The organism is Paraburkholderia sabiae (genome assembly GCF_030412785.1).
In the GTDB taxonomy this organism is placed as follows: domain Bacteria; phylum Pseudomonadota; class Gammaproteobacteria; order Burkholderiales; family Burkholderiaceae; genus Paraburkholderia; species Paraburkholderia sabiae.
The window spans coordinates 1,416,009-1,437,380 of record NZ_CP125295.1; the positions used below are offsets into that span (position 1 = coordinate 1,416,009).

General features: G+C 63.8%; 16 protein-coding genes. 12 read left to right on the forward strand and 4 right to left on the reverse strand.

Features of this window, described 5'->3' with window-relative positions; all coding sequences use genetic code 11:
* The first annotated feature begins 138 nt into the window (after nucleotides 1-138).
* Nucleotides 139-1,377 (forward strand): cell division protein ZipA C-terminal FtsZ-binding domain-containing protein, encoded by a 1,239-nt coding sequence (locus tag QEN71_RS06385; protein WP_201650208.1) that lies wholly within the window; start codon nucleotides 139-141, stop codon nucleotides 1,375-1,377.
* A gap of 136 nt (nucleotides 1,378-1,513) precedes the next feature.
* Here QEN71_RS06385 and QEN71_RS06390 read toward each other — a convergent pair whose 3' ends face one another.
* Nucleotides 1,514-2,413, reverse strand: a complete 900-nt coding sequence (locus QEN71_RS06390) for an alpha/beta fold hydrolase (protein ID WP_233471784.1) — start codon at nucleotides 2,411-2,413, stop codon at nucleotides 1,514-1,516.
* 183 nt (nucleotides 2,414-2,596) lie between these two features.
* Between QEN71_RS06390 and ligA the strand changes: the two genes are divergently transcribed.
* Nucleotides 2,597-4,648 (forward strand): NAD-dependent DNA ligase LigA, encoded by a 2,052-nt coding sequence (gene ligA / locus QEN71_RS06395; protein ID WP_201650209.1) that lies wholly within the window; start codon nucleotides 2,597-2,599, stop codon nucleotides 4,646-4,648.
* A complete protein-coding gene (gene def / locus QEN71_RS06400; RefSeq protein ID WP_201650210.1) occupies nucleotides 4,645-5,178 on the forward strand; it encodes a peptide deformylase in 534 nt (177 codons plus the stop codon). The genes ligA and def overlap by 4 nt, the downstream gene beginning before the upstream one ends.
* A 64-nt stretch (nucleotides 5,179-5,242) precedes the next feature.
* Here def and QEN71_RS06405 read toward each other — a convergent pair whose 3' ends face one another.
* The 3 genes from QEN71_RS06405 to map are packed head-to-tail and all read right to left on the reverse strand — an operon-like array spanning nucleotide 5,243 to nucleotide 10,865.
* Nucleotides 5,243-7,441 carry a pseudouridine synthase gene (locus QEN71_RS06405; protein WP_201650211.1) on the reverse strand — a complete coding sequence of 733 codons (2,199 nt, stop codon included), beginning with the start codon at nucleotides 7,439-7,441 and terminating at the stop codon, nucleotides 5,243-5,245.
* A gap of 6 nt (nucleotides 7,442-7,447) precedes the next feature.
* Complete coding sequence (locus tag QEN71_RS06410; RefSeq protein ID WP_201650212.1) at nucleotides 7,448-10,027, reverse strand: [protein-PII] uridylyltransferase; 2,580 nt, start codon at nucleotides 10,025-10,027, stop codon at nucleotides 7,448-7,450.
* 25 nt (nucleotides 10,028-10,052) lie between these two features.
* On the reverse strand, nucleotides 10,053-10,865 hold the full coding sequence (gene map, locus QEN71_RS06415) for a type I methionyl aminopeptidase (protein WP_201650213.1): 813 nt from the start codon (nucleotides 10,863-10,865) through the stop codon (nucleotides 10,053-10,055).
* A gap of 398 nt (nucleotides 10,866-11,263) precedes the next feature.
* Here map and rpsB point away from each other — a divergent pair, with 398 nt between their 5' ends.
* From rpsB to bamA, 9 genes are all read left to right on the forward strand, one after another.
* Complete coding sequence (gene rpsB / locus QEN71_RS06420; protein WP_028368448.1) at nucleotides 11,264-12,016, forward strand: 30S ribosomal protein S2; 753 nt, start codon at nucleotides 11,264-11,266, stop codon at nucleotides 12,014-12,016.
* Nucleotides 12,017-12,205: 189 nt separating this feature from the next.
* Nucleotides 12,206-13,087: a translation elongation factor Ts gene (tsf, locus tag QEN71_RS06425; protein ID WP_201650214.1), complete on the forward strand. Its 882-nt coding sequence runs from the start codon at nucleotides 12,206-12,208 to the stop codon at nucleotides 13,085-13,087.
* 245 nt (nucleotides 13,088-13,332) lie between these two features.
* Nucleotides 13,333-14,046, forward strand: coding sequence for a UMP kinase (gene pyrH, locus QEN71_RS06430; RefSeq protein WP_054926390.1), 714 nt, complete (start codon nucleotides 13,333-13,335; stop codon nucleotides 14,044-14,046).
* A 93-nt stretch (nucleotides 14,047-14,139) separates the two neighbouring features.
* Nucleotides 14,140-14,700: a ribosome recycling factor gene (gene frr, locus QEN71_RS06435; RefSeq protein WP_028368446.1), complete on the forward strand. Its 561-nt coding sequence runs from the start codon at nucleotides 14,140-14,142 to the stop codon at nucleotides 14,698-14,700.
* A gap of 71 nt (nucleotides 14,701-14,771) precedes the next feature.
* Nucleotides 14,772-15,554: a polyprenyl diphosphate synthase gene (gene uppS, locus QEN71_RS06440; protein WP_201650215.1), complete on the forward strand. Its 783-nt coding sequence runs from the start codon at nucleotides 14,772-14,774 to the stop codon at nucleotides 15,552-15,554.
* On the forward strand, nucleotides 15,548-16,369 hold the full coding sequence (locus QEN71_RS06445; RefSeq protein WP_201650216.1) for a phosphatidate cytidylyltransferase: 822 nt from the start codon (nucleotides 15,548-15,550) through the stop codon (nucleotides 16,367-16,369). The genes uppS and QEN71_RS06445 overlap by 7 nt, the downstream gene beginning before the upstream one ends.
* Before the next feature lie 21 nt (nucleotides 16,370-16,390).
* Nucleotides 16,391-17,596 (forward strand): 1-deoxy-D-xylulose-5-phosphate reductoisomerase, encoded by a 1,206-nt coding sequence (locus QEN71_RS06450; protein ID WP_201650217.1) that lies wholly within the window; start codon nucleotides 16,391-16,393, stop codon nucleotides 17,594-17,596.
* A 7-nt stretch (nucleotides 17,597-17,603) separates the two neighbouring features.
* Nucleotides 17,604-18,992 (forward strand): RIP metalloprotease RseP, encoded by a 1,389-nt coding sequence (gene rseP, locus QEN71_RS06455; protein ID WP_201650218.1) that lies wholly within the window; start codon nucleotides 17,604-17,606, stop codon nucleotides 18,990-18,992.
* A 65-nt stretch (nucleotides 18,993-19,057) separates the two neighbouring features.
* On the forward strand, nucleotides 19,058-21,370 hold the full coding sequence (bamA, locus tag QEN71_RS06460; RefSeq protein ID WP_201650219.1) for an outer membrane protein assembly factor BamA: 2,313 nt from the start codon (nucleotides 19,058-19,060) through the stop codon (nucleotides 21,368-21,370).
* Nucleotides 21,371-21,372: the final 2 nt, after the last annotated feature.

Here is a 21,372-nt window from a genome sequence, read left to right on the forward strand (position 1 = left end):
GGGTGTTGCTGAAACAGAATTGGTTTCGCTGCGCGTCTTCGCCCGCAGCGGCGGTACGTGTCCCTTCGGGTGCCACCTGCCAGCCGCGCGAATCAGGCACGATGCGCAACGACGAAAAGAATTGCAGATGGAGCGTGCATGGACGAGTTGACACTCGGTTTGATCGGCGCGGGCGCCGTGGTGGTCGGGGGTGTGGTGGTCTACAACGCGTGGCAAGGCGCAAAGGTCCGTCGCAAGATGCCGCGGCCGATGCCTGCCGATGCGGCAGAACCGCTCGCCCGGGACGACCAGGACGAGCAGAGTCCCTTCATCGAGCCGGCGCGTCCGACGACACGTCGGGAATCCGCAACTGGCGAGCAGGCGGAGGTCGCGCGCGTCGAGCCGACCTTCGGCGGCGCCGCGCCGCTCGATACGCCAGCCGACATCCAGGCGGAGAACACGTCGCCCAACGGCTTCCCCGAAGAGGAAGAGTCCGCGCAGCCCGTGGGCGACCAGCTCGCCGAGGACGAGCGCAGCGAGCCGATCATGCCCGCCGCGACGACCATTTCGTCGGCGCCGCCCGCCATCGTCGATCGCCGTATCGACTGCATCGTGCCGCTGCGGCTGACTGCACCCGTCGCGGGCGACAAGGTGCTGCCGCTCGCGCAGCGTCTGCGTCGCGCGGGCAGCAAGCCGGTGCATATCGAGGGCAAACCGGAAGGCGGCAGCGGATGGGAATTGCTGCAAAACGGCGTGCGCTACGAAGAACTGCGCGCGGCCGCGCAGCTTGCGAACCGCAGCGGCCCGCTCAACGAACTGGAGTTCTCCGAATTCGTGACGGGCGTCCAGCAATTCGCGGATGCGCTCGACGCATCGCCCGAGTTTCCGGACATGATGGAAACGGTGTCGATGGCGCGCGAACTCGACGGTTTTGCCGCCCAATGCGACGCACAGCTGTCGATCAACGTGCTGTCCGACGGCGCGCCGTGGTCGGCGAACTACGTGCAGGCGGTCGCATCGCAGGACGGCTTGCTGCTGTCGCGTGACGGCACCCGCTTCGTCAAGCTCGACGGAAAGCAGAGCCCTGTCTTCATGCTGCAGTTCGGCGACACCAACTTCCTGCGCGACGATCTCACATACAAGGGCGGCCAGATGATCACGCTGGTGCTCGACGTGCCCGTCGCCGACGAAGACATCCTGCCGTTCCGCCTGATGTGCGATTACGCGAAGTCGCTGGCTGAGCGCATCGGTGGCCGGGTGGTCGACGATGGCCGCCGTCCGCTGCCGGAAAGCGCGCTGCTCGCCATCGAGAAGCAGCTGATGACGTTGTACGCGAAGCTCGAACAGGCAGGCATTCCGGCCGGTTCGCCCGCGACGCGACGACTGTTCAGCCAGTAAGCGCAGCAAGTTCGCGCGACATAGTTTCCGTCGTACGGACCTGCAAACCGCCTGATGCACGCCGCTGCTTCAGGCGGTTTTCATTTGCGCTGGCCAATTCGGTTGATTGCGGCAAGCAGCGCTGACGGCGTCGGCGCTATCCCACATCGTCCTGCCACGGTTGCCCACTGATCCACGCCTTGATTGCGGCGACCACCGCTTCATCCCTTCCGTAGAACCCGTGATGCGACAGCGCCTCGCAGGGTTCGCCGCGCACGTCGCCGCCATGCACGGTGATCAGCGCGTACTGGCTGCTTTTGGCGATACGTCTGAGGGCTTCGTACGAGCAGAGAAAGCAGCCGTCGTCGGCGTGATGCACGAACAACTGACGCGCGCGGATCGCGCCGTAGTCGAAGCCGATCAGCGGCGTGGCCTGGCCGCGCGAAGGGCTGCTGAGCGTCGACGTATGCACGACGGCGTCCCAGACATCGGGCAACGCGCGGCCCGCATAGGCCGTCGAGATGGTGCCGCGACTGGTGCCGACCAATACGAGCTTGGCCTGTGGGAAACGGCGATGCAGATCAACCGCGACTTGCGCGAGATCCTGTGCGGCGCGTGGCGACGCGCGGAACGCATCCGAGTAGCCGCCGGGTTGATCGGACGGCGCATCGACGATGGCAGTCGCGAACTGGTCATCGACGAACAGACGCCGCGCGCGAATCAGAAAGTTGTTCTTCTCGCGCAGGCGGATCGCGCCGTCGGGCTGCTGCGACAGTTCGAGATTGCCCTTGCTGCCCGGCATCATCACAAGTATCCAATGCGGCTGGCTGCCGTCCTGTTGCGTGAGCAGATAGCCGATCGACGCGCCTTGCGCAAGCGGCGCATCGATCACCTGTTCGCTGGCCACGACACCCGCCGGCCGCAAGAAGGCGAGGACAGCCAGCAGCCAGAACAGGCAGCGCATAAAACGGATGACGAACACGGACATGGCGATAGGTTCTCCCGGTCGATGCGTGCCGCTTTGAATGGTCAGCACGCGATGGACGGCAGCCGACACGGTCGCATTCCGCGTCACGCGCTGTCAACGGTTTGCGTGTTCATTGGCCGATCGGCCAGGATTTGTAGGAGTACGTTCCGGCTCGGTTTGCAGGCGCACGAAACTGGCCATCCGGCCGATGCGACGGGAAGCGCTTCCTGAGATAATCTGACATCCCGTTACTCTTGCCGAAACGCCGACAGCATGGCCCGAACCCAAGTCCCTGATCCTGCAACCAGCGCACCCGCCGAGCGGGCTTTGTGGCTGCGCGACGAACTCGAGCGCGCAAACCACGCGTACTACGTGCTCGACCAGCCGGACTTGCCCGACGCGGAGTACGACAAGCTGTTCAAGGAACTGCAGCTGATCGAAAGCGAGCATCCGGATCTGATCACGCCGGATTCGCCCACGCAGCGGGTCGGCGGCGAGGTGGCAAGCGGCTTCCAGCCTGTCGTGCACGACAGTCCGATGCTGTCGCTGAACAACGGCTTCTCGGACGAAGACATCGCGGCCTTCGACAAGCGCGTGTCGGACGCGCTGCACCACACGCCCGTCGCCTACGCGTGCGAACTGAAATTCGACGGACTGGCCATCTCGCTGCGATACGTGGACGGCCAGTTCACGCAGGCGGCCACGCGGGGCGACGGCGCGACGGGCGAAGACGTGACGGAAAACGTCCGCACCATTCGCTCGATTCCGCTCAAGCTCAAGGGCAAGCGCGTGCCGAAGCTGGTCGACGTGCGCGGCGAAGTGCTGATGTTCAAGCGCGACTTCGACAAGCTGAACCAGCGGCAGCGCGACGCGGGCCAGCGCGAGTTCGCGAATCCGCGCAACGCGGCGGCGGGCAGCCTGCGTCAGCTCGATCCGAAGATGACGGCGCAGCGTCCGTTGTCGTTTTTCGCGTATGGAATCGGCGTGCTCGACGGCATCGAGATGCCTGCTACACATAGCGAACTACTCGACTGGTACCACGAGATGGGCTTGCCCGTGAACAGTGAGCGCGCGGTCGTGCAGGGCGCCGACGGGCTGCTGGGTTTCTTCCACAAGGTCGGCGAGAAGCGCGACGCGCTGCCGTATGACATCGATGGTGTCGTCTACAAGGTGAACCGGCGCGATCAGCAGGACACGCTGGGTTTCGTGTCGCGCGCGCCACGCTTCGCGCTCGCACACAAATTTCCCGCGCAGGAAGCGCTGACGAAGCTGATCGCCATCGACGTGCAGGTCGGCCGCACGGGCGCGATCACGCCCGTTGCGCGCCTCGAACCTGTGTTCGTCGGCGGCGCGACAGTGACGAACGCGACGCTGCACAACGAAGACGAAGTGCGCCGCAAGGACATTCGCATCGGCGACACCGTGATCGTGCGGCGCGCGGGCGATGTGATTCCCGAAGTGGTCGGCGCGCTGCTCGACCGGCGGCCGGCTGACGCGGGCGAATTCGTGATGCCGACACAATGCCCAGTGTGCGGTTCGGCGATCGAGCGTCTGCCGGACGAAGCGATTGCTCGCTGTTCGGGCGGACTGTTCTGCCCGGCTCAGCGCAAGCAGGCGTTGTGGCACTTCGCGCAGCGACGCGCGCTGGATATCGACGGTCTCGGCGAAAAGATCATCGATCAACTCGTCGAACTGAATCTGGTGCGCACGCCCGCCGATCTCTTCAATCTGGGTTTTGCGACGCTCGCCGAACTCGACCGCTTCGCGGATAAGTCCGCGCAGAACCTGATCGACTCGCTGGAGAAGGCCAAGCACACGACATTGGCACGTTTCATCTACGCGCTCGGTATCCGGCATGTCGGCGAGTCGACGGCAAAGGATCTCGCGAAGCATTTCGGTTCGCTCGATCCCATCATGAATGCGACGGTCGAAGAACTGCTCGAAGTGAACGACGTCGGCCCGATCGTCGCGGAAGCGATTCATCAGTTCTTCGCCGAGGAGCACAACCGCACGGTCATCGAGCAGTTGCGCGCGCCTGGCAAAGTCACCTGGCCCGAAGGTCCGCCCGCGCCGAAAGCGCCGCAGGGCGTGCTCGCCGGCAAGACGGTCGTGCTGACGGGCACGCTGCCCAACATGGGCCGCGACGAAGCGAAAGAGTTGCTGGAAGCGGCCGGCGCGAAGGTGGCCGGTTCGGTATCGAAGAAAACCGATTACGTGGTGGCCGGTGCGGAAGCGGGCAGCAAGCTCGCGAAAGCCGAGGAACTTGGCATCCCCGTGCTCGACGAAGATGGTATGCGTAAGCTCCTGGAGGGGCACACAACATGATCCACGAAATCCTCAAGATGGGCGATCCGCGCCTGTTGCGCATCGCCAAGCCGGTCGATCATTTCGACACGCCCGAACTGCACGAACTCGTTCGCGACATGTTCGAGACGATGCACGACGCGAACGGCGCCGGGCTGGCGGCACCGCAGATCGGCGTTGACCTTCAGGTGGTGATCTTCGGCTTCGGCCATAACGAACGTTATCCCGACGCGCCATCCGTGCCGGAAACGGTGCTGATCAATCCGACCATCACGCCCGTTTCGCTGGATACGGAAGAGGGCTGGGAAGGGTGTCTGTCGGTGCCGGGCTTGCGTGGTGCAGTGAGCCGGCTGTCGATGATCCGCTATCACGGCTTCGATCAGTTCGGAAAGCCGATCGATCGCGTGGCCGAGGGGTTCCATGCGCGCGTCGTTCAGCACGAGTGCGATCACCTGATCGGCAAACTGTATCCGATGCGTATCACGGATTTCGCGAAGTTTGGCTTTACCGAGGTGCTGTTCCCAGACCTCGATCCGAACGCAGACGATTGAGCATTCGACACCGATAAAGAAAAAGCCCGCTGATGCGGGCTTTTTCATGTGGAGGAGACAGCGCTTAGAACGACTCGTCCGGGCCGAGATAGCGCCACTGTCCGGGCGGCAGCGCGCCGAGCATCACCTGGCCCATCCGCACGCGCTTGAGACCGACCACGTGCAGGCCGACCAGTTCGCACATCCGGCGAATCTGGCGTTTCTTGCCTTCGCGCAGCACGAAGCGCAACTGCTCGCCGTTTTGCCAGCTGACCATCGCGGGTTTGAGCGGCACGCCGTCGAGTTCCAGGCCGTGGCGCAGTTTCGCGAGTTCTTCAGCCGGAAACGCGTGTTCGACGTCCGTTTCCACGTCGCCATAGCTCACGCGCACCAGATATTCCTTGTCGATCTCGGAATGCCCGCCGATCAGCTGCTTCGCAATGCGACCATCCTGCGTCAGCACGAGCAGTCCCGTCGAGTCGATGTCGAGGCGACCGGCGGGTGCGAGTTGTCGCAAATGTAGCGCCGAAAAACGGATGTCGGTGTGATCACCGTCCCAGCGATTCTCGGGTTTGACGAGCGTCACGGCCGGCTCGTAGCCGTCCTCCGCTTGTCCCGACACATAGCCGATCGGCTTATGCACGAGAATCGTCACCTGTTTCTGCTGCGCGGCCTGCGCGGCGGGATCGATCTGGATATCGGCGTCGGGGCGGACCTTCGTGCCGAGCGTATCGACAACCACGCCGTCGACCGTCACCCAGCCTTTCTCGATCCATTCGTCCGCTTCGCGGCGCGAGCACAGGCCGAGTTCCGACATCAGCTTCGACAGGCGCAAATTGCCGGGAGCGTCGTTGAATTCGCCCTCGTCGCGCTGACGCGGCGCGGCCGCCGGTCGGGGCTTGCGCGATGTCTTCTCGGCGGGACGCTCGAAACGCGCCGGGCGGTCGAAGCTGTCTTCGATCGAACGTGCGTCGCGTTTGGCTTTCGTCGCGCGCGGGGCGGGCGCGGCTTTGGGCGGCGCGTCGCTGGCGCGGTCCGCATAAGCGGCCTTCACGGGCTTGGCATAAGTGCGTTCGCTGCGAGCTTCGGTGTCGTCGCTGCGGCTGCGGCGCGGCGCACCTTCGCCGCGCGGGCGACGTTCCGGTGCGGCGCCGCGATCTTCGTAGGACGCTCTGGCGGGACGTGCATACGTACGCTCGCCGCGTGCTTCCGATGATCGCTCGCCACGCGGTGCGCGTGCCGTGCGGCTCTCGCTCGCGTCGTCGCGATAACGTCGTTCCGTACGTTCACGCGTCGGCGCGTTTTCAGCGCCGCGTGCCGTGCGCGGGGCGCGGCGGCTGTCATCGTTGTCGCGCGGTGCGCGCGGTGCGCCGCGTGCATCGTCGTCGCGGGAGAAGCGCGGCGTGCGGTCGCCGGAACCCGCCGGACGGTCGCCACGCGGAGGACGATCGGACGGGGCGCGTCGATCGGATCGTGCGTCGGAGTCGCGGCGGAATCCCGTGCCAGCGGGACCGCCTTCTCTGCGTGCCGGACGGTCGCCAAACGGACGACGCTCGAATGAACCGGAGTTGCTGCGTTCGCGCGAGCCGGCGCCCTCGCCACGCGCCGGGCGATCGCCAGCCGGACGACGACGCTCGGATGAGCCGGGGTCGCCGCGTTCACGGAAGCCCGCACCCTCGCCACGCGCCGGGCGGTCGCCAGCCGGACGACGACGCTCGAACGAGCCTGAGTCGCCGCGTTCGCGGAAGCCCGCGCCCTCGCCACGCGCCGGGCGGTCGCCAGCCGGACGACGACGCTCGAACGAGCCTGAGTCGCCGCGTTCGCGGAAGCCCGCGCCCTCACCATGCGCCGGACGATCACCAGCCGGGCGACGACGCTCGAACGAGCCGGAGTCACCGCGTTCGCGGAAGCCCGCGCCCTCGCCACGTGCCGGGCGATCACCAGCCGGGCGACGCTCGTACGAACCGGATTCGCCGCGTTCGCGTGAACCGGCACCCGCAGCACGCGCCGGACGATCACCGGAACGTGGCGACGACGCGCCGCTGCGCGCACCCGCCGACGGGCCGCGCCGTTCAGCCGGCGCACTGGCCGCATTGCTCCTCGCGGCAGGACGCCTGGGCGCGTCACCGGAAGTCGCCGTATCACGCGGCTTTCTCGGCGCAGCGGGTTTATCTGCCGGACCGGCCGCTCGGGTGGGTTTGCGGGCGGTGCTGCTACCCGAACGCACAGGGGCGCGTTCGGACGAAGCCGGCCGCGGGTGCTTGGCTGTCAGTTTGACTCGCATGAAATCTCACACTGCGATCGCGCGCAGCAGCTCCGTTTCGACCTGGATTTGTCGTCGGTTGTCCGAGAGCCCGTGTCCATCAAGTAGGAACACGTCCTCGACGCGTTCGCCGAGCGTATTGATCCGCGCCGCATGGACGCCGACCCGGTGCTCGGCCAGCACGCGCGCGATCGAATAAAGAAGGCCCGGCCGGTCGTTGGCCGACACGGACAGGATGTAATACTGGCCGCGCTCGTCGGCCCGCAGGTCGACGCGCGGCGTCACGGGGAACGTGCGCGACAGGCGCGACAAACGGCCCTTCGACGGTTCTGGCAACAGCGTGCCTTCCGCTCTCAGGCGCTCCGCCAGTTCCTGTTCGACGAGGTTGGCGATGTCGCGATAGTGAACGTCACGCTCCGTATGCGCGACGAGGAAGTTGTCGAGCGCGTAGCCGTGTCGGGTGGTGCTGACGCGTGCATCGAGCACGGACAGCGAATTGCGGTCGAAATACGCGCAGATGCCCGCGAACAGGTCGGGGCGGTCCTTCACGTAGACGAGCACCTGCAACGCCTCGCCGATGGGCGACGGCCGTGCGCGGACGATCGGCGTCTCGGTCTCGACATGGCGATACAGCACGCGCGTTTGCCACGCGATATCGGCGGCGTCGTGGCGCAGGAAATAGCCGACGTCGAGCTTGTCCCACAGCGCGCGGTGCGCGTTTTCTGGCACGGTTTCTAGGCGCAGCAGCGCGAGTGCTTCTTCCTGGCGCTGTTTCAGTTCCGAATGCGCGTCGGGACGTGCGCCGCCGAGCACCGCGAGCGTCGCGCGATACAGGTCTTCGAGCAGCTTGCCTTTCCAAGTGTTCCAGACCTTCGGGCTGGTTCCGCGAATGTCGGCGACCGTCAGCAGATAGAGCGCGGTCAGACGACGCTCGGTGCCGACCAGATCGGCGAAACGCTTGATGACTTCGGGATCGCTCGTGTCCTGCTTTTGCGCGACCTGGCTCATCGTCAGATGATGCTGGACGAGCCAGACGACCAGCGCCGTGTCGTCGGCGGATATGTCGTGATCGCGGCAGAACCGGCGTGCGTCGGCCATGCCGAGCGTCGAATGATCGCCGCCGCGTCCCTTCGCGATGTCATGGAAGAGGGCCGCCACGTACAGCACGTACGGCCGCTCGAAATTCGCGATCAGCTGGCTGCAGAACGGATATTCGTGCGCGTGCTCGGCGACCGCGAAGCGCCGCATATTCCGAAGCACCATCAGAATGTGCTGATCGACCGTATAGACGTGATAGAGATCGTGCTGCATCTGTCCGACGATGCGCCGGAAGTTCAGCAGATAACGTCCGAGCACGCTCGTCTGATTCATCAGACGCATTGCATGCGTAATGCCGGCCGGCTGCTTGAGAATTTCCAGGAACAGATGCCGGTTTTCCGGATCGCGGCGCCAGCGCTGGTCCATCTTGTCGCGCGCGTTGTACAGCGCGCGCAACGTCCGCGCCGACAATCCCTTGATGCCCGGCGTCTTTTCGTACAGCAGGAAGGCTTCGAGGATCGCGTTCGGCTCGCGCTCGAACACGTCGTCGCTGGCGATTTCCAGCATGCCCTGTTTTTCGACGAAACGATCAGACAGAACGCGCGTGATGCCGCTCGTGCTAGGAAACAGCTGCGCTTCGATGTTCTGGATCAGAATGGTCGACAGTTGCGTGACGGCTTTCGCGGCCCAGTAATAGCGGCGCATCAGCTGCTCGCTGGCGCGGCGCGCGGCCGTCGCCTTGAAACCGAAGCTCTCGGCGAGCGGCGTCTGCAGATCGAACACCAGAATGTCCTGGCGACGTCCCGCCAGCACATGCAGGCGTGCCCGCAATGTCTTCAGAAAACCTTCGTTGCGGCGCAGTTCGCGCGCTTCGCGATCGGTGATCAGGCCGCGCGCATCCAGTTCGCGCCAGCTGCTGCCGAAACCGGCCGCCTGCGTGATCCACAGAATCAGCTGAAGGTCGCGCAAACCGCCCGGGCTTTCCTTGATGTTCGGTTCGAGCGAATAGGGCGTGTCCTGGAATTTCGCATGGCGCTGACGCATTTCCAGCACTTTCGCCTGGAAAAACGCGCGCGGATCGAGCGCATCGCGGTAGCGCAGCGAAAAGCTCTCAAACAGCGTCGTGCTGCCGACGATACGCCGCGCTTCGAGCAGCGACGTCTGCACGGTGACGTCGTTGGCGGATTCCTCGATGCATTGCGACACCGTGCGTACGCTGCTGCCCAGTTCCAGTCCGAGATCCCACGCGAGGCCGATGAAGCGCTCGATGCGCGCGTCGAGATGCGGCATCGGCTCGTCGGGCAGCAGCACGAGAATGTCGATGTCGGAGTGGGGCGCCAGTTCGCCGCGCCCATAGCCGCCGACGGCCAGCAGCGCCAGCGAGGCAGGCAGATCGCAAGCCGTCCACGCGCCGCGCAGCGCATCGTCGGTGATGCGCGCAAGCGCGTGCATCAGCGTATCGACGTTGGACGCGGTCTTGAAGCGGTCGAGCAGCGGGGTCTTGGCCACCTTGTAATCCGCCTTGAGAGACGTGGCATCGGAATGGGCGACAGCGTGAACGCTACTCATAGGCGGCGGGTGGCGGCGAATAGGATCAGGCCGTGGCAGCGGCGACGATTTGCGGACGCGCAGGTGTGCCTTCCGAAACGGTCAGCACTTCGTAGCCCGTCGGCGTGACGAGGATCGTGTGCTCCCATTGCGCGGACAGGCTGCGGTCCTTGGTCTTGACGGTCCACTGGTCGGGCATCGTGCGGATGTCGCGACGGCCGGCGTTGATCATCGGCTCGATCGTGAAGATCATGCCCGCCTGCAGCTCGATACCCGTGCCGGGGCGTCCATAGTGCAGGATTTGCGGCTCGTCGTGGAACACCTGGCCGATGCCGTGTCCGCAATATTCGCGCACCACACTGTAGCCGAGGCCTTCCGCATGTTTCTGGATCGCGTGGCCGATATCGCCGAGATGCGCGCCCGGGCGCACCTGCTCGATACCGAGCCACATGCATTCGTATGTGGTCTGGACGAGGCGTTTCGCCATGATCGAGCCCTCGCCAACGAGGAACATGCGGCTCGTGTCGCCGTAATAGCCGTTCTTGATCACGGTAACGTCGATATTGAGCGCGTCGCCGTTCTTCAGCGCCTTGTCGCCGGGGATACCGTGGCAGATCACATCGTTCACCGACGTGCAGACGGCCTTTGGGAACGGCGGATAGCCGGGCGGCTGATAATTCAGCGGCGCGGGAATCGTGCCCTGTACGTTCGTCATGTATTCGTGGCACAGACGGTCGAGCTCGCCCGTCGTGACGCCGGGTTTGACGAACGGCGTGATGTAGTCGAGCACCTCGCTCGCGAGCCGTCCGGCGATGCGCATCTGCGCGATATCGTCTTCGTTTTTGAGCGTAATAGCCATGAGTCGGGCCTGAAATGCGGTTTATCGTGGAATTATCGCACCTTATTCGCGTGATCGCAGGGTTTTGCGGGGCGATTGGACGTGCCGGCGCGCTTCCGGAGCGGCTTGAGCGGCCGGACTGTGCCCGTCAGACCGGTGCGCGGCGCAACCGGCCGCCCAAGCTTGGGCAACCGGGCAGGTTGAGTCCTGCAATGCGCGCGTGCTATACTCTTTGGCTAAGTCAATCGTCAGTTTGATTTGGCTTTCCTCGGGATCGGACGTCATCTGGATGTTCATCACGAGATTCGCAAGCCGGCGCACCCAGGGTGTTCGCGGCGTCAGCTCTTCCCGAAAAAGCGGTGAAGGCGGCGCGGCGGATACGGCGGCCGGCTTAAGACCCAACCCTAGCGGAGATTTTCATGGCAGTTACCATGCGTCAGATGCTGGAAGCCGGTGTCCACTTCGGTCACCAGACGCGCTTCTGGAACCCCAAGATGGCCCCCTTCATTTTCGGTCATCGCAACAAGATTCACATCATCAACCTCGAAAAGACGCTGCCGATGTACAACGACGCGCTGAAGTACGTGCGTCAACTGGCAGCGAACCGCGGCACGATCCTGTTCGTCGGCACGAAGCGTCAATCGCGCGACACAATCGCTGAATCGGCGCAGCGCGCAGGCATGCCTTTCGTCAACGCACGCTGGCTGGGCGGCATGCTGACCAACTTCAAGACGCTGAAGGTTTCGATCAAGCGCCTGAAGGACATGGAGGCGGCTGTCGAGGCAGGCGAGCTCGAAAAGATGAGCAAGAAGGAAGCGCTGCTGTTCGAACGCGAAATCGCCAAGCTGCAAAAGTCGATCGGCGGCGTGAAGGACATGGGCGGCATTCCTGACGCAATCTTCGTCGTGGACGTCGGCTATCACAAGATTGCCGTGACGGAAGCGAACAAGCTGGGCATCCCCGTCATCGCCGTGGTCGACACGAACCACTCGCCGGAAGGCATCGATTACGTGATCCCGGGTAACGACGACGCCAGCAAGGCAGTCGCGCTGTACACGCAAGGCGTGGCCGACGCGATCGTCGAAGGCCGTGCGAACGCGGTCAACGAAGTCGTGCAGGCTGTCCGTGGCGGCGACGGCGACGAGTTCGTCGAGGTCAACGGGGAAGCGTAAAGCACCCTGTGTCCGGCAAAAAAGGGGGCTCTCTATAGGCCCCCTTTTTTTAAGTCGCGACGATCTGAATGAGCGTGCTGCAATGGGCACGCGGCAGCGCCGAAATAAATGTGCGTTGCGCGGAAACGAAATGCTGTCGCCGGCATCGAATGCGGGCGGCGTGTGACAGACAGACTCAAGGAGCGAATGATGGCGGCAATTACCGCAAGCATGGTGGCAGAACTGCGCGCGAAGACCGATGCGCCGATGATGGAATGCAAGAAGGCGCTGACGGAAGCCGACGGCGACATGGCGCGCGCGGAAGAACTGCTGCGCGTGAAGCTCGGCAACAAGGCAAGCAAGGCAGCGTCGCGCGTCACGGCTGAAGGCGTGATCGCTTCGTTCATCGAAGGCGGCGCTGGCGCGATCGTCGAACTGAACTGCGAAACCGACTTCGTCTCGAAGAACGACGACTTCATCGGCTTCACGAAGAAGGTCGCTGAGCTGATCGTCAAGCAGAACCCGGCTGACGTCGCTGCGCTGTCGGCGCTGGCACTCGACGGCTCGACGGTCGACGCAGTGCGCTCGGCGCTGGTCGGCAAGATCGGTGAAAACCTGTCGATCCGCCGCTTCGCACGCTTCGAAACGTCGAACAAGCTGGCTGCGTACCTGCACGGCACGCGCATCGGCGTGCTGGTCGAGTACACGGGCGCGGACGAGCAGGTCGGCAAGGACGTCGCGATGCACATCGCGGCCATGAAGCCGGTTTCGCTGTCGTCGGACGACGTTCCCGCTGAGCTGATCGCGAAGGAACGCAGCATCGCCGAACAGAAGGCTGCCGAATCGGGCAAGCCGGCTGAGATCGTCGCGAAGATGGTCGACGGTTCGGTGCAGAAGTACCTGAAGGAAGTGTCGCTGCTGAACCAGCCGTTCGTGAAGAACGACAAGCAGACCATCGAGCAGATGCTGAAGGCAGCGAGCTCGTCGGTGCAGAAGTTCTCGCTGTTCGTGGTCGGCGAAGGCATCGAGAAGCGCCAGGACGACTTCGCGGCCGAAGTCGCTGCGCAAGTCGCTGCTGCAAAGCAACAATAAGCGTCGTTTAAGTTTCACGCAGTAACGTTTGACCCGCGGCGGGGCTGGACTCCGCCGCGGCCGGCAGCGCCCTCGGGCTGTCGCGCGTGAAATGCGCGCGGCAGCCGCCCGGTTGGCTGGCTTCGACCGATCGTCGAGGCGCGTCAATTTGGCGGCGCTTGCCCGAACCCGTATTTCACCCCTACAGTTAGTTCCTTGTTGTTTGGCGGCTTTTTGGCCCTGCTCAGCGCGATCCGGATATCTCTATGCCCACAGCCTATAAACGCGTCCTCCTCAAACTCTCTGGCGAAGCCCTGATGGGCGATGATGCATTCGGCATCAATCGCGCGACGATCGAAAGAATGGTGGCTGATGTGGCCGAGGTGGTGCGGCTCGGTACGCAGCTGGCCGTGGTGATCGGCGGCGGCAATATCTTTCGCGGCGTGGCAGGCGGCGCAGCGGGCATGGACCGTGCAACGGCTGACTACATGGGCATGCTGGCCACGATGATGAACGCGCTGGCGCTGCAGGATGCAATGCGTCACGCCGGTATCGAGGCGCGCGTGCAGTCGGCGCTGCGTATGGATCAGGTGGTCGAGCCTTACATCCGCCCCCGTGCAATCCGCCAGCTGGAAGAAGGCAAGGTCGTGATTTTCGCGGCCGGTACGGGCAATCCGTTCTTCACGACCGACACGGCGGCTGCGCTGCGCGGTTCCGAAGTGGGCGCCGAAGTGGTGCTGAAGGCGACCAAGGTCGACGGCGTTTATTCCGCCGACCCGAAGAAGGATCCGTCGGCGACGCGTTACACGACCATCAGTTTCGACGAGGCAATTGGCCGCAATCTGCAGGTGATGGACGCGACGGCGTTCGCGCTGTGCCGCGACCAGAAGCTGCCGATCCGCGTATTTTCGATCGTGAAGCCGGGCGCGCTCAAGCGCATCGTGCTGGGCGAAGACGAAGGCACGCTCGTCCACGTGTAAACTCTCTTACATTTCGTGGGCTTGAACGCGGGCTCAGGCTGCGCCTCGCGCGCTGGCGAGCCCGCATCGTTTTGAAGGTTCGGAGGTTTAATCATGTCTGTGGCTGACATCAAGAAAGGCGCTGAACAAAAGATGCAGCGCTCGATCGACGCGTTCAAGAACGATCTGTCGAAAATCCGCACGGGCCGTGCGCACACGGGTCTGCTCGATCACATCCAGGTCGATTACTACGGTTCGCCCGTGCCGATCTCGCAGGTCGCGAACCTGACGCTCGTCGATGCCCGCACGATCGGCGTGCAGGCGTGGGAAAAGAAGATGGTCCCCGTCATCGAAAAGGCGATTCGCGAATCGGATCTGGGCCTGAACCCGGCTTCGCACGGCGACGTGATCCGCGTACCGATGCCTCCGCTGACGGAAGAGCGCCGCAAGGAACTCACGAAGATCGTCAAGAGCGAAGGCGAAACGGCCAAGGTTGCAGTGCGCAACCTGCGCCGCGACGCAAACGAGCAACTCAAGAAGCTCGTGAAGGACAAGGAAATCTCGGAAGACGACGAGCGCCGTGCTGGCGACGACGTCCAGAAGCTGACGGACAAGTTCGTGGCCGAGATCGACAAGCTCGTGCAGACCAAGGAAGGCGAGATCATGACGGTTTGACGGTCTGGCGCAAACCAGACACGAAAACTTTCAGTGATCATCGTTCCTTTCTTTAGCTTTACCCGACGGCCATGACCTATACAAGCTCAACCGTTCGCGTACCTGACGTGGCAGCTGTACCGCGTCACATCGCGATCATCATGGACGGCAATGGCCGTTGGGCGACTCAACGCCGTCTCCCGCGCGTCGCGGGCCATACCCGCGGCGTCGATGCCGTGCGCGCCGCTGTCGAAGCCTGCGCGCGCCAGGGCGTCGAATATCTGACGCTGTTCGCCTTCAGTTCCGAAAACTGGCGCCGTCCGACCGACGAAGTGTCGTTCCTGATGCGCCTGTTCGTCACCGCGCTCGAGCGCGAAATCGGCAAGCTGCACGCAAACGGCATCCGTTTGCGTGTCGTGGGCGATCTGGCGATGTTCGACAAGAAGATCCGCGATCTGATCACGCGCGCCGAAACCAAGACGGCGAAGAACACGCGCCTCACGCTTACCATCGCCGCGAACTACGGCGGCCGCTGGGACATCATGCAGGCCACGCGCAAGCTGGTCGAGCAGTCGGTGGCGGCGGGCCAGTCCGTCGAGATCAGCGAGGAAGCGTTCGCCGAACACCTCGCAATGGCGTACGCACCCGAGCCGGACCTGTTCATCCGCACGGGCGGCGAGCAGCGGATCAGCAACTTCCTGCTGTGGCAGCTCGCATACACCGAGTTCTATTTCACCGACGCCTACTGGCCGGATTTCGACGCCGCCGCGCTCGATCGCGCGATCGCCTCGTACACCGGGCGCGAGCGCCGCTTCGGCCGCACCAGCGCGCAACTCGAACCGCAATCGCAAAACGTCGATTCGCTTCCATGCTAAAAACCCGTGTCATCACGGCGATCGTCCTGCTGGCCATTCTCATCCCCGTCACGCTATGGGCGCCGATCGGCGGGTTCGGCGCGCTGATCGCATTCGTCGTCGTGTTCGCCGCGTGGGAATGGGCACGGCTTCTCAAGCTGCCGGGCGCCGGGCCCGTGATCTACGCGATCATCGCGGCGCTCGCGCTCGTCGCCAGCACGAAGCTCGGCACGGGCGTCACGGCGCCGCGCCCGCTCTTCCAGGCATCGTCAATCTTCTGGATATTCGCCGGCCCGTTCGTGCTGCTGCGCAAGCCGACGCTTGCGCAGGGCGCATGGCGGCCGTTCCTGCTACTGGCGGGCGTCGTCGTGTTCGCGGCCTGCTGGCATGCGCTCGTCGCGGCGCGGATGGCGGGTGTGCCGTTCGTGCTTTCCCTGCTGCTGGTGGTCTGGTTGGCCGATATCGGCGCATACTTTGCCGGTAAGGCGTTCGGCAAGCACAAGCTTGCGCCGTCGATCAGCCCCGGCAAGACGTGGGAAGGCGCAATCGGCGGCTGGCTGGCCGTGATGATCGTCGCGGCCGTTGCCGTTGCCACCCACGCGTTCGCGCCGACCCTGTTTTCCGCGCTGCTCGACCATCTGGGCACCGCTCGCGCGTTTGCCACGCTGACCTTGCTGGTCGTGTTCAGCGTGGTGGGCGATCTGTTCGAATCGATGCTCAAGCGCCAGGCTGGCGTGAAGGATTCGAGCAATCTGCTGCCGGGTCACGGCGGCGTGCTCGACCGCATCGACGCTTTGTTGCCGGTGCTGCCGCTCGCGATGCTCGTATTGTCGTAGCCCATTGGCTAGAGAAAAGATATGCAAAAAAGACTCACTTTGCTCGGTTCCACGGGCTCGATCGGAGACAGCACGCTCGACGTCGTCGCGCGTCATCCGGACCGCTTCTCGGTGTACGCACTGACGGCACACCGCAACGGCGACAAGCTCGTCAAGCAATGCCTGCGCTTCCAGCCCGAAGTGGCCGTGGTCGGCGACGCCGAAACGGCTGCAGGCGTGGCCGCGAAACTGCGCGCCGCGGGCTGCAAGACGGAAGTCACGTACGGTCCGCAGGCATTGGTCGACGTGTCGAAGAGCGACGGCTGCGATACGGTTGTCGCGGCGATCGTCGGCGCGGCCGGTCTCGAACCGAGTCTCGCGGCCGCGCGCGCCGGCAAGCGCATCCTGCTCGCGAACAAGGAAGCGCTCGTGATGTCGGGCTCGATCTTCATGGACGCGGTGCGCGACAACGGCGCGATCCTGCTGCCCGTCGACAGCGAGCACAACGCGATTTTCCAATGCCTGCCGCGCGAATCGGCGCTGCATGGCGGCGTGTCGAAGATCATTCTCACGGCGTCGGGCGGCCCATTCCGCACACGCGAACCGTCCACGCTCGTCGACGTCACGCCGGACGAAGCGTGCAAGCACCCGAACTGGGTGATGGGCCGCAAGATTTCCGTCGACTCGGCCACGATGATGAACAAGGGCCTCGAAGTGATCGAGGCGCATTGGCTCTTCAATCTGCCGGGCGACCGCATCGACGTGCTGATCCATCCGCAGAGCGTGATCCACTCGCTCGTGTCGTACGCGGACGGTTCGGTGCTCGCGCAACTGGGTAACCCGGACATGCGCACGCCCATCGCGCATGCGCTCGCGTTCCCGGATCGCGTGGACTCCGGCGTCGCGCAACTCGATCTCGCGCAGATCGCGCAGCTGTCGTTCGAAAAGCCCGATTACTCGCGCTTTCCGTGTCTCGCGCTCGCCATGAAGGCGCTGTCCGAAGGCGGCGTCGCGAGCGCGGCACTGAATGCCGCCAACGAGATCGCGGTCGAAGCCTTCCTGTCGCGCCGCATCGGCTTCATGGCGATCGCGCAGGTCGTCGACGCCGTGCTGAACGCATTGCCCAACCGCGAGGCGACGAGCCTCGCCGACGTGGTCGACGCCGACGCCGCTGCGCGCCGTGCCGCCCACGCTTTCATCGACGGTCTCCCGGCGGGCGCTCGCCTTACGGAACGCGCCGTCCAGTGAGGCGTTTATGAACCTGCTGATCGAACTGGTCGCCTTCGCAGTCGCGATTGGCGTACTGGTGGTCGTCCATGAGTATGGCCACTACAGCATCGCGCGCCTTTGCGGCGTCAAGGTGCTGCGTTTTTCGATCGGCTTCGGCAAGCCGCTCGCGCGCTGGGTCAGCAAGAAGACAGGCACCGAGTGGACCATCGCGGCGTTGCCGCTCGGCGGCTACGTCAAGATGCTCGACGAGCGCGAAGAGGGTGCACCCATTGCGCCCGCCGACTTGCCGCGTGCGTTCAACCGTCAATCCGTCGCCAAGCGCATTGCGATCGTGGCGGCAGGCCCGGTCGCCAATTTCATCCTTGCCATCGTGCTGTTCGCCGCCGTGTTCGCGACGGGCGTCACGGAACCCGCGGCGATCGTCGCTGCGCCCGCAGCCGAAACGGCGGCGGCGCGCGCGGGCTTCGACGGTGGCGAAACCGTCGTGGCCGTGCGCGATGCGAATGCGGGCGAATCCGAACCGGTGCGCTCATGGTCCGATCTGCGCTGGAAGCTGCTGGGCGCGGCGTTCGATCACAAGCGCGTCGTGCTGACCGCGAAGGATGCGCACGGCACCTTCGACTTCCCGCTCGATTTGCAGAGCCTGACCGAAAAGGAAGTCGATGACGAATTCATGTCGCGTCTCGGTTTTGAGCCGGGCGGCGGCACGTTGTCGGTGGCGGGCGTGCAGGCGGGCAGCGCGGCATTGCAGGCGGGCCTCAAGGCAGGCGACCGGATCCGCGCCGTCGACGGTCATCCCGCTGACAACGCAACCACTTTCATCAACTACATCAAGTCGCACGCGGGCAAGCCGATCGTGCTGCAGATCGAGCGCGGCGCGAAGAATCAGCAGGCGGGTGCATTACAGAATCTAACCATCGTGCCGGGCGCGCAGCGCGATGAAACGACGGGTCAGCCGATCGGCCGGATCGGTGCGGAACTCGCGACCCAGGTGCCTTCCATCGACGTGCGTTATGGTCCCGTCGATAGCCTTCGCCTCGGCCTGCATCGCACGTGGGATCTGGCTGTGTACTCGGTGCGGATGTTCGGCCGGATGATTGTGGGCGAGGCATCGCTGAAGAACCTGTCGGGCCCCGTGACCATCGCGGACTACGCAGGCAAGAGCGCGAGACTCGGTCCATCAGCATTCCTTTCGTTCCTCGCGCTTGTCAGCATAAGCCTCGGCGTGCTCAACCTTTTACCAATACCGGTATTGGACGGGGGGCATCTGTTATATTATCTGGTTGAAGCTGTTACCGGCAAAGCCGTATCGGATCGCTGGCAGCTCGTTCTTCAAAGAGCGGGACTGGCATGTATCGTCGCCTTGTCGGCGATCGCGCTGTTCAACGATCTTGCTCGTTTAATCCATTTTTAAAGTGTCTGGCGGCGTACGATGGCGCCCGCCTGACCTGATGCAGCTATACACACTGGGGAAGCACGTTGTTTAAACCTCATCGCTTTGTTCCAAAGACGGTTGTAGCCGCGGCAATCGCCGCGCATGGGCTGGTAGCTCACGCGACGACACCCTTTGTGGTGAAAGACATTCGGATCGAAGGGCTGCAACGGGTCGAGCCCGGCACGGTGTTCTCCTACCTTCCGATCAAGCAAGGCGATACGTTTACCGACGAGAAGGCTTCCGAAGCCATCCGCGCACTGTACGCAACGGGCTTCTTCAACGACGTGAAGATCGCCTCGGAAGGCGACGTCGTGGTGGTGCAGGTTCTCGAGCGTCCCGCCATCGGCACGATCGATTTCTCCGGCCTGCATGAATTCGAGAAGGACAACCTGATCAAGGCGCTGCGCGCCGTCGGTCTGTCGCAAGGCCGTTATTACGACAAGGCGCTCGTCGACAAGGCCGAGCAGGAACTGAAGCGCCAGTATCTGACGCGCGGTTTCTACGCAGCTGAAGTCACGACTACGATCACGCCGATCGATCGCAACCGTGTTGCGGTCCTGTTCGCCGTGATCGAAGGTCCGAGCGCGAAGATCCGTCAGATCAACTTCATCGGCAACAAGGCATTCAGCACGGGCACGCTGCGCGACGAAATGCAGCTGTCCACGCCGAACTGGTTCTCGTGGTACACGAAGAACGACCTGTATTCGAAAGAGAAGCTCACCGGCGACCTCGAGAACGTACGCTCGTACTACCTGAACCGCGGCTATCTCGAGTTCAACATCGAGTCGACCCAGGTGTCGATCACGCCGGACAAGAAGGACATGTATCTGACGGTGACGCTGCATGAAGGCGAGCCGTACACGATCAACAGCATCAAGCTCGCGGGCAATCTGCTCGACCGCGAAGCCGAGCTGAACAAGCTGATCAAGATCAAACCGGGCGACCGTTTCTCGGCGGAAAAGCTGCAGGCCACGACCAAGGCCATCGTCGACAAGCTCGGCGAATACGGCTATGCATTTGCGACGGTGAACGCGCTGCCGCAGATCGACCAGGAACATCACAAGGTCGACCTCACGCTGCAGGTCGATCCGAGCCGCCGTGTGTACGTGCGCCGCATCAACGTGGTCGGCAACACGCGTACGCGCGACGAAGTCGTGCGTCGTGAAATGCGCCAGCTCGAAAGCTCGTGGTTCGATTCGAACCGCCTCGCGCTGTCGAAGGACCGTATCAACCGTCTTGGCTACTTCACGGACGTCGACGTGACGACGGTGCCTGTCGAAGGCACGCCCGACCAGGTGGACGTCGACGTCAAGGTCGCTGAAAAGCCGACGGGCGCGATCACGCTGGGCGCCGGTTTCTCGTCGACGGACAAGGTGGTGCTGTCGGCGGGCGTGTCGCAGGACAACGTGTTCGGTTCGGGTACGAGTCTGTCGGTGAACGTGAACACCGCGAAGACGTACCGCACGCTGACGGTCACGCAGGTCGACCCGTACTTCACGGTCGACGGCATCAAGCGTATTACCGACGTCTACTACCGTACGTACGAACCGCTGTACTACTCGACGGATTCGAGCTTCCGTATCGTCACGATGGGTGGCGACCTGAAGTTCGGCATCCCGTTCTCGGAAGTCGATACGGTGTACTTCGGCGCGGGCTTCGAGCAGAACACGCTCGACGTCGACGCGAACACGCCGCAGGCCTACAAGAACTACGTGCAGGACTTCGGCCGCGTGTCGAACAACGTGCCGCTGACGGTGGGCTGGTCGCGCGATGCGCGTGACAGCGCGCTGGTGCCGAGCCGTGGCTACTTCACGCAGGCGAATGCCGAATACGGCACGCCGATCGGCGGCACCGAGTATTACAAGGCCGACTTGCAGGCGCAGTACTATTACTCGTTCTCGCGCGGCTTCGTGCTCGGCTTCAACGTGCAGGGCGGCTACGGCAACGGCATCGGCAACGCGTACCCGATCTTCAAGAACTACTACGCGGGCGGTATCGGCTCGGTTCGCGGCTATGAACCGAGCTCGCTGGGTCCGCGCGACAAGGTCACCAACGACCCGATCGGCGGCAACAAGATGTTCGTGACGAACGTCGAACTGACGTTCCCGCTGCCGGGCACCGGTTATGACCGCACGCTGCGTGTGTTCACGTTCCTCGACGCCGGTAACGTCTGGGGCGATTCGCGTCAGGGCGGTGACACGACGGTCGGTTCGAACGGCCTGCGCTACGGTTACGGTGTGGGTCTCGCGTGGATTTCGCCGATCGGGCCGCTCAAGCTGTCGCTGGGCTTCCCGCTCCAGAAACATACGGGCGACCAGTATCAGAAGTTCCAGTTCCAGATCGGTACCGCGTTCTGATC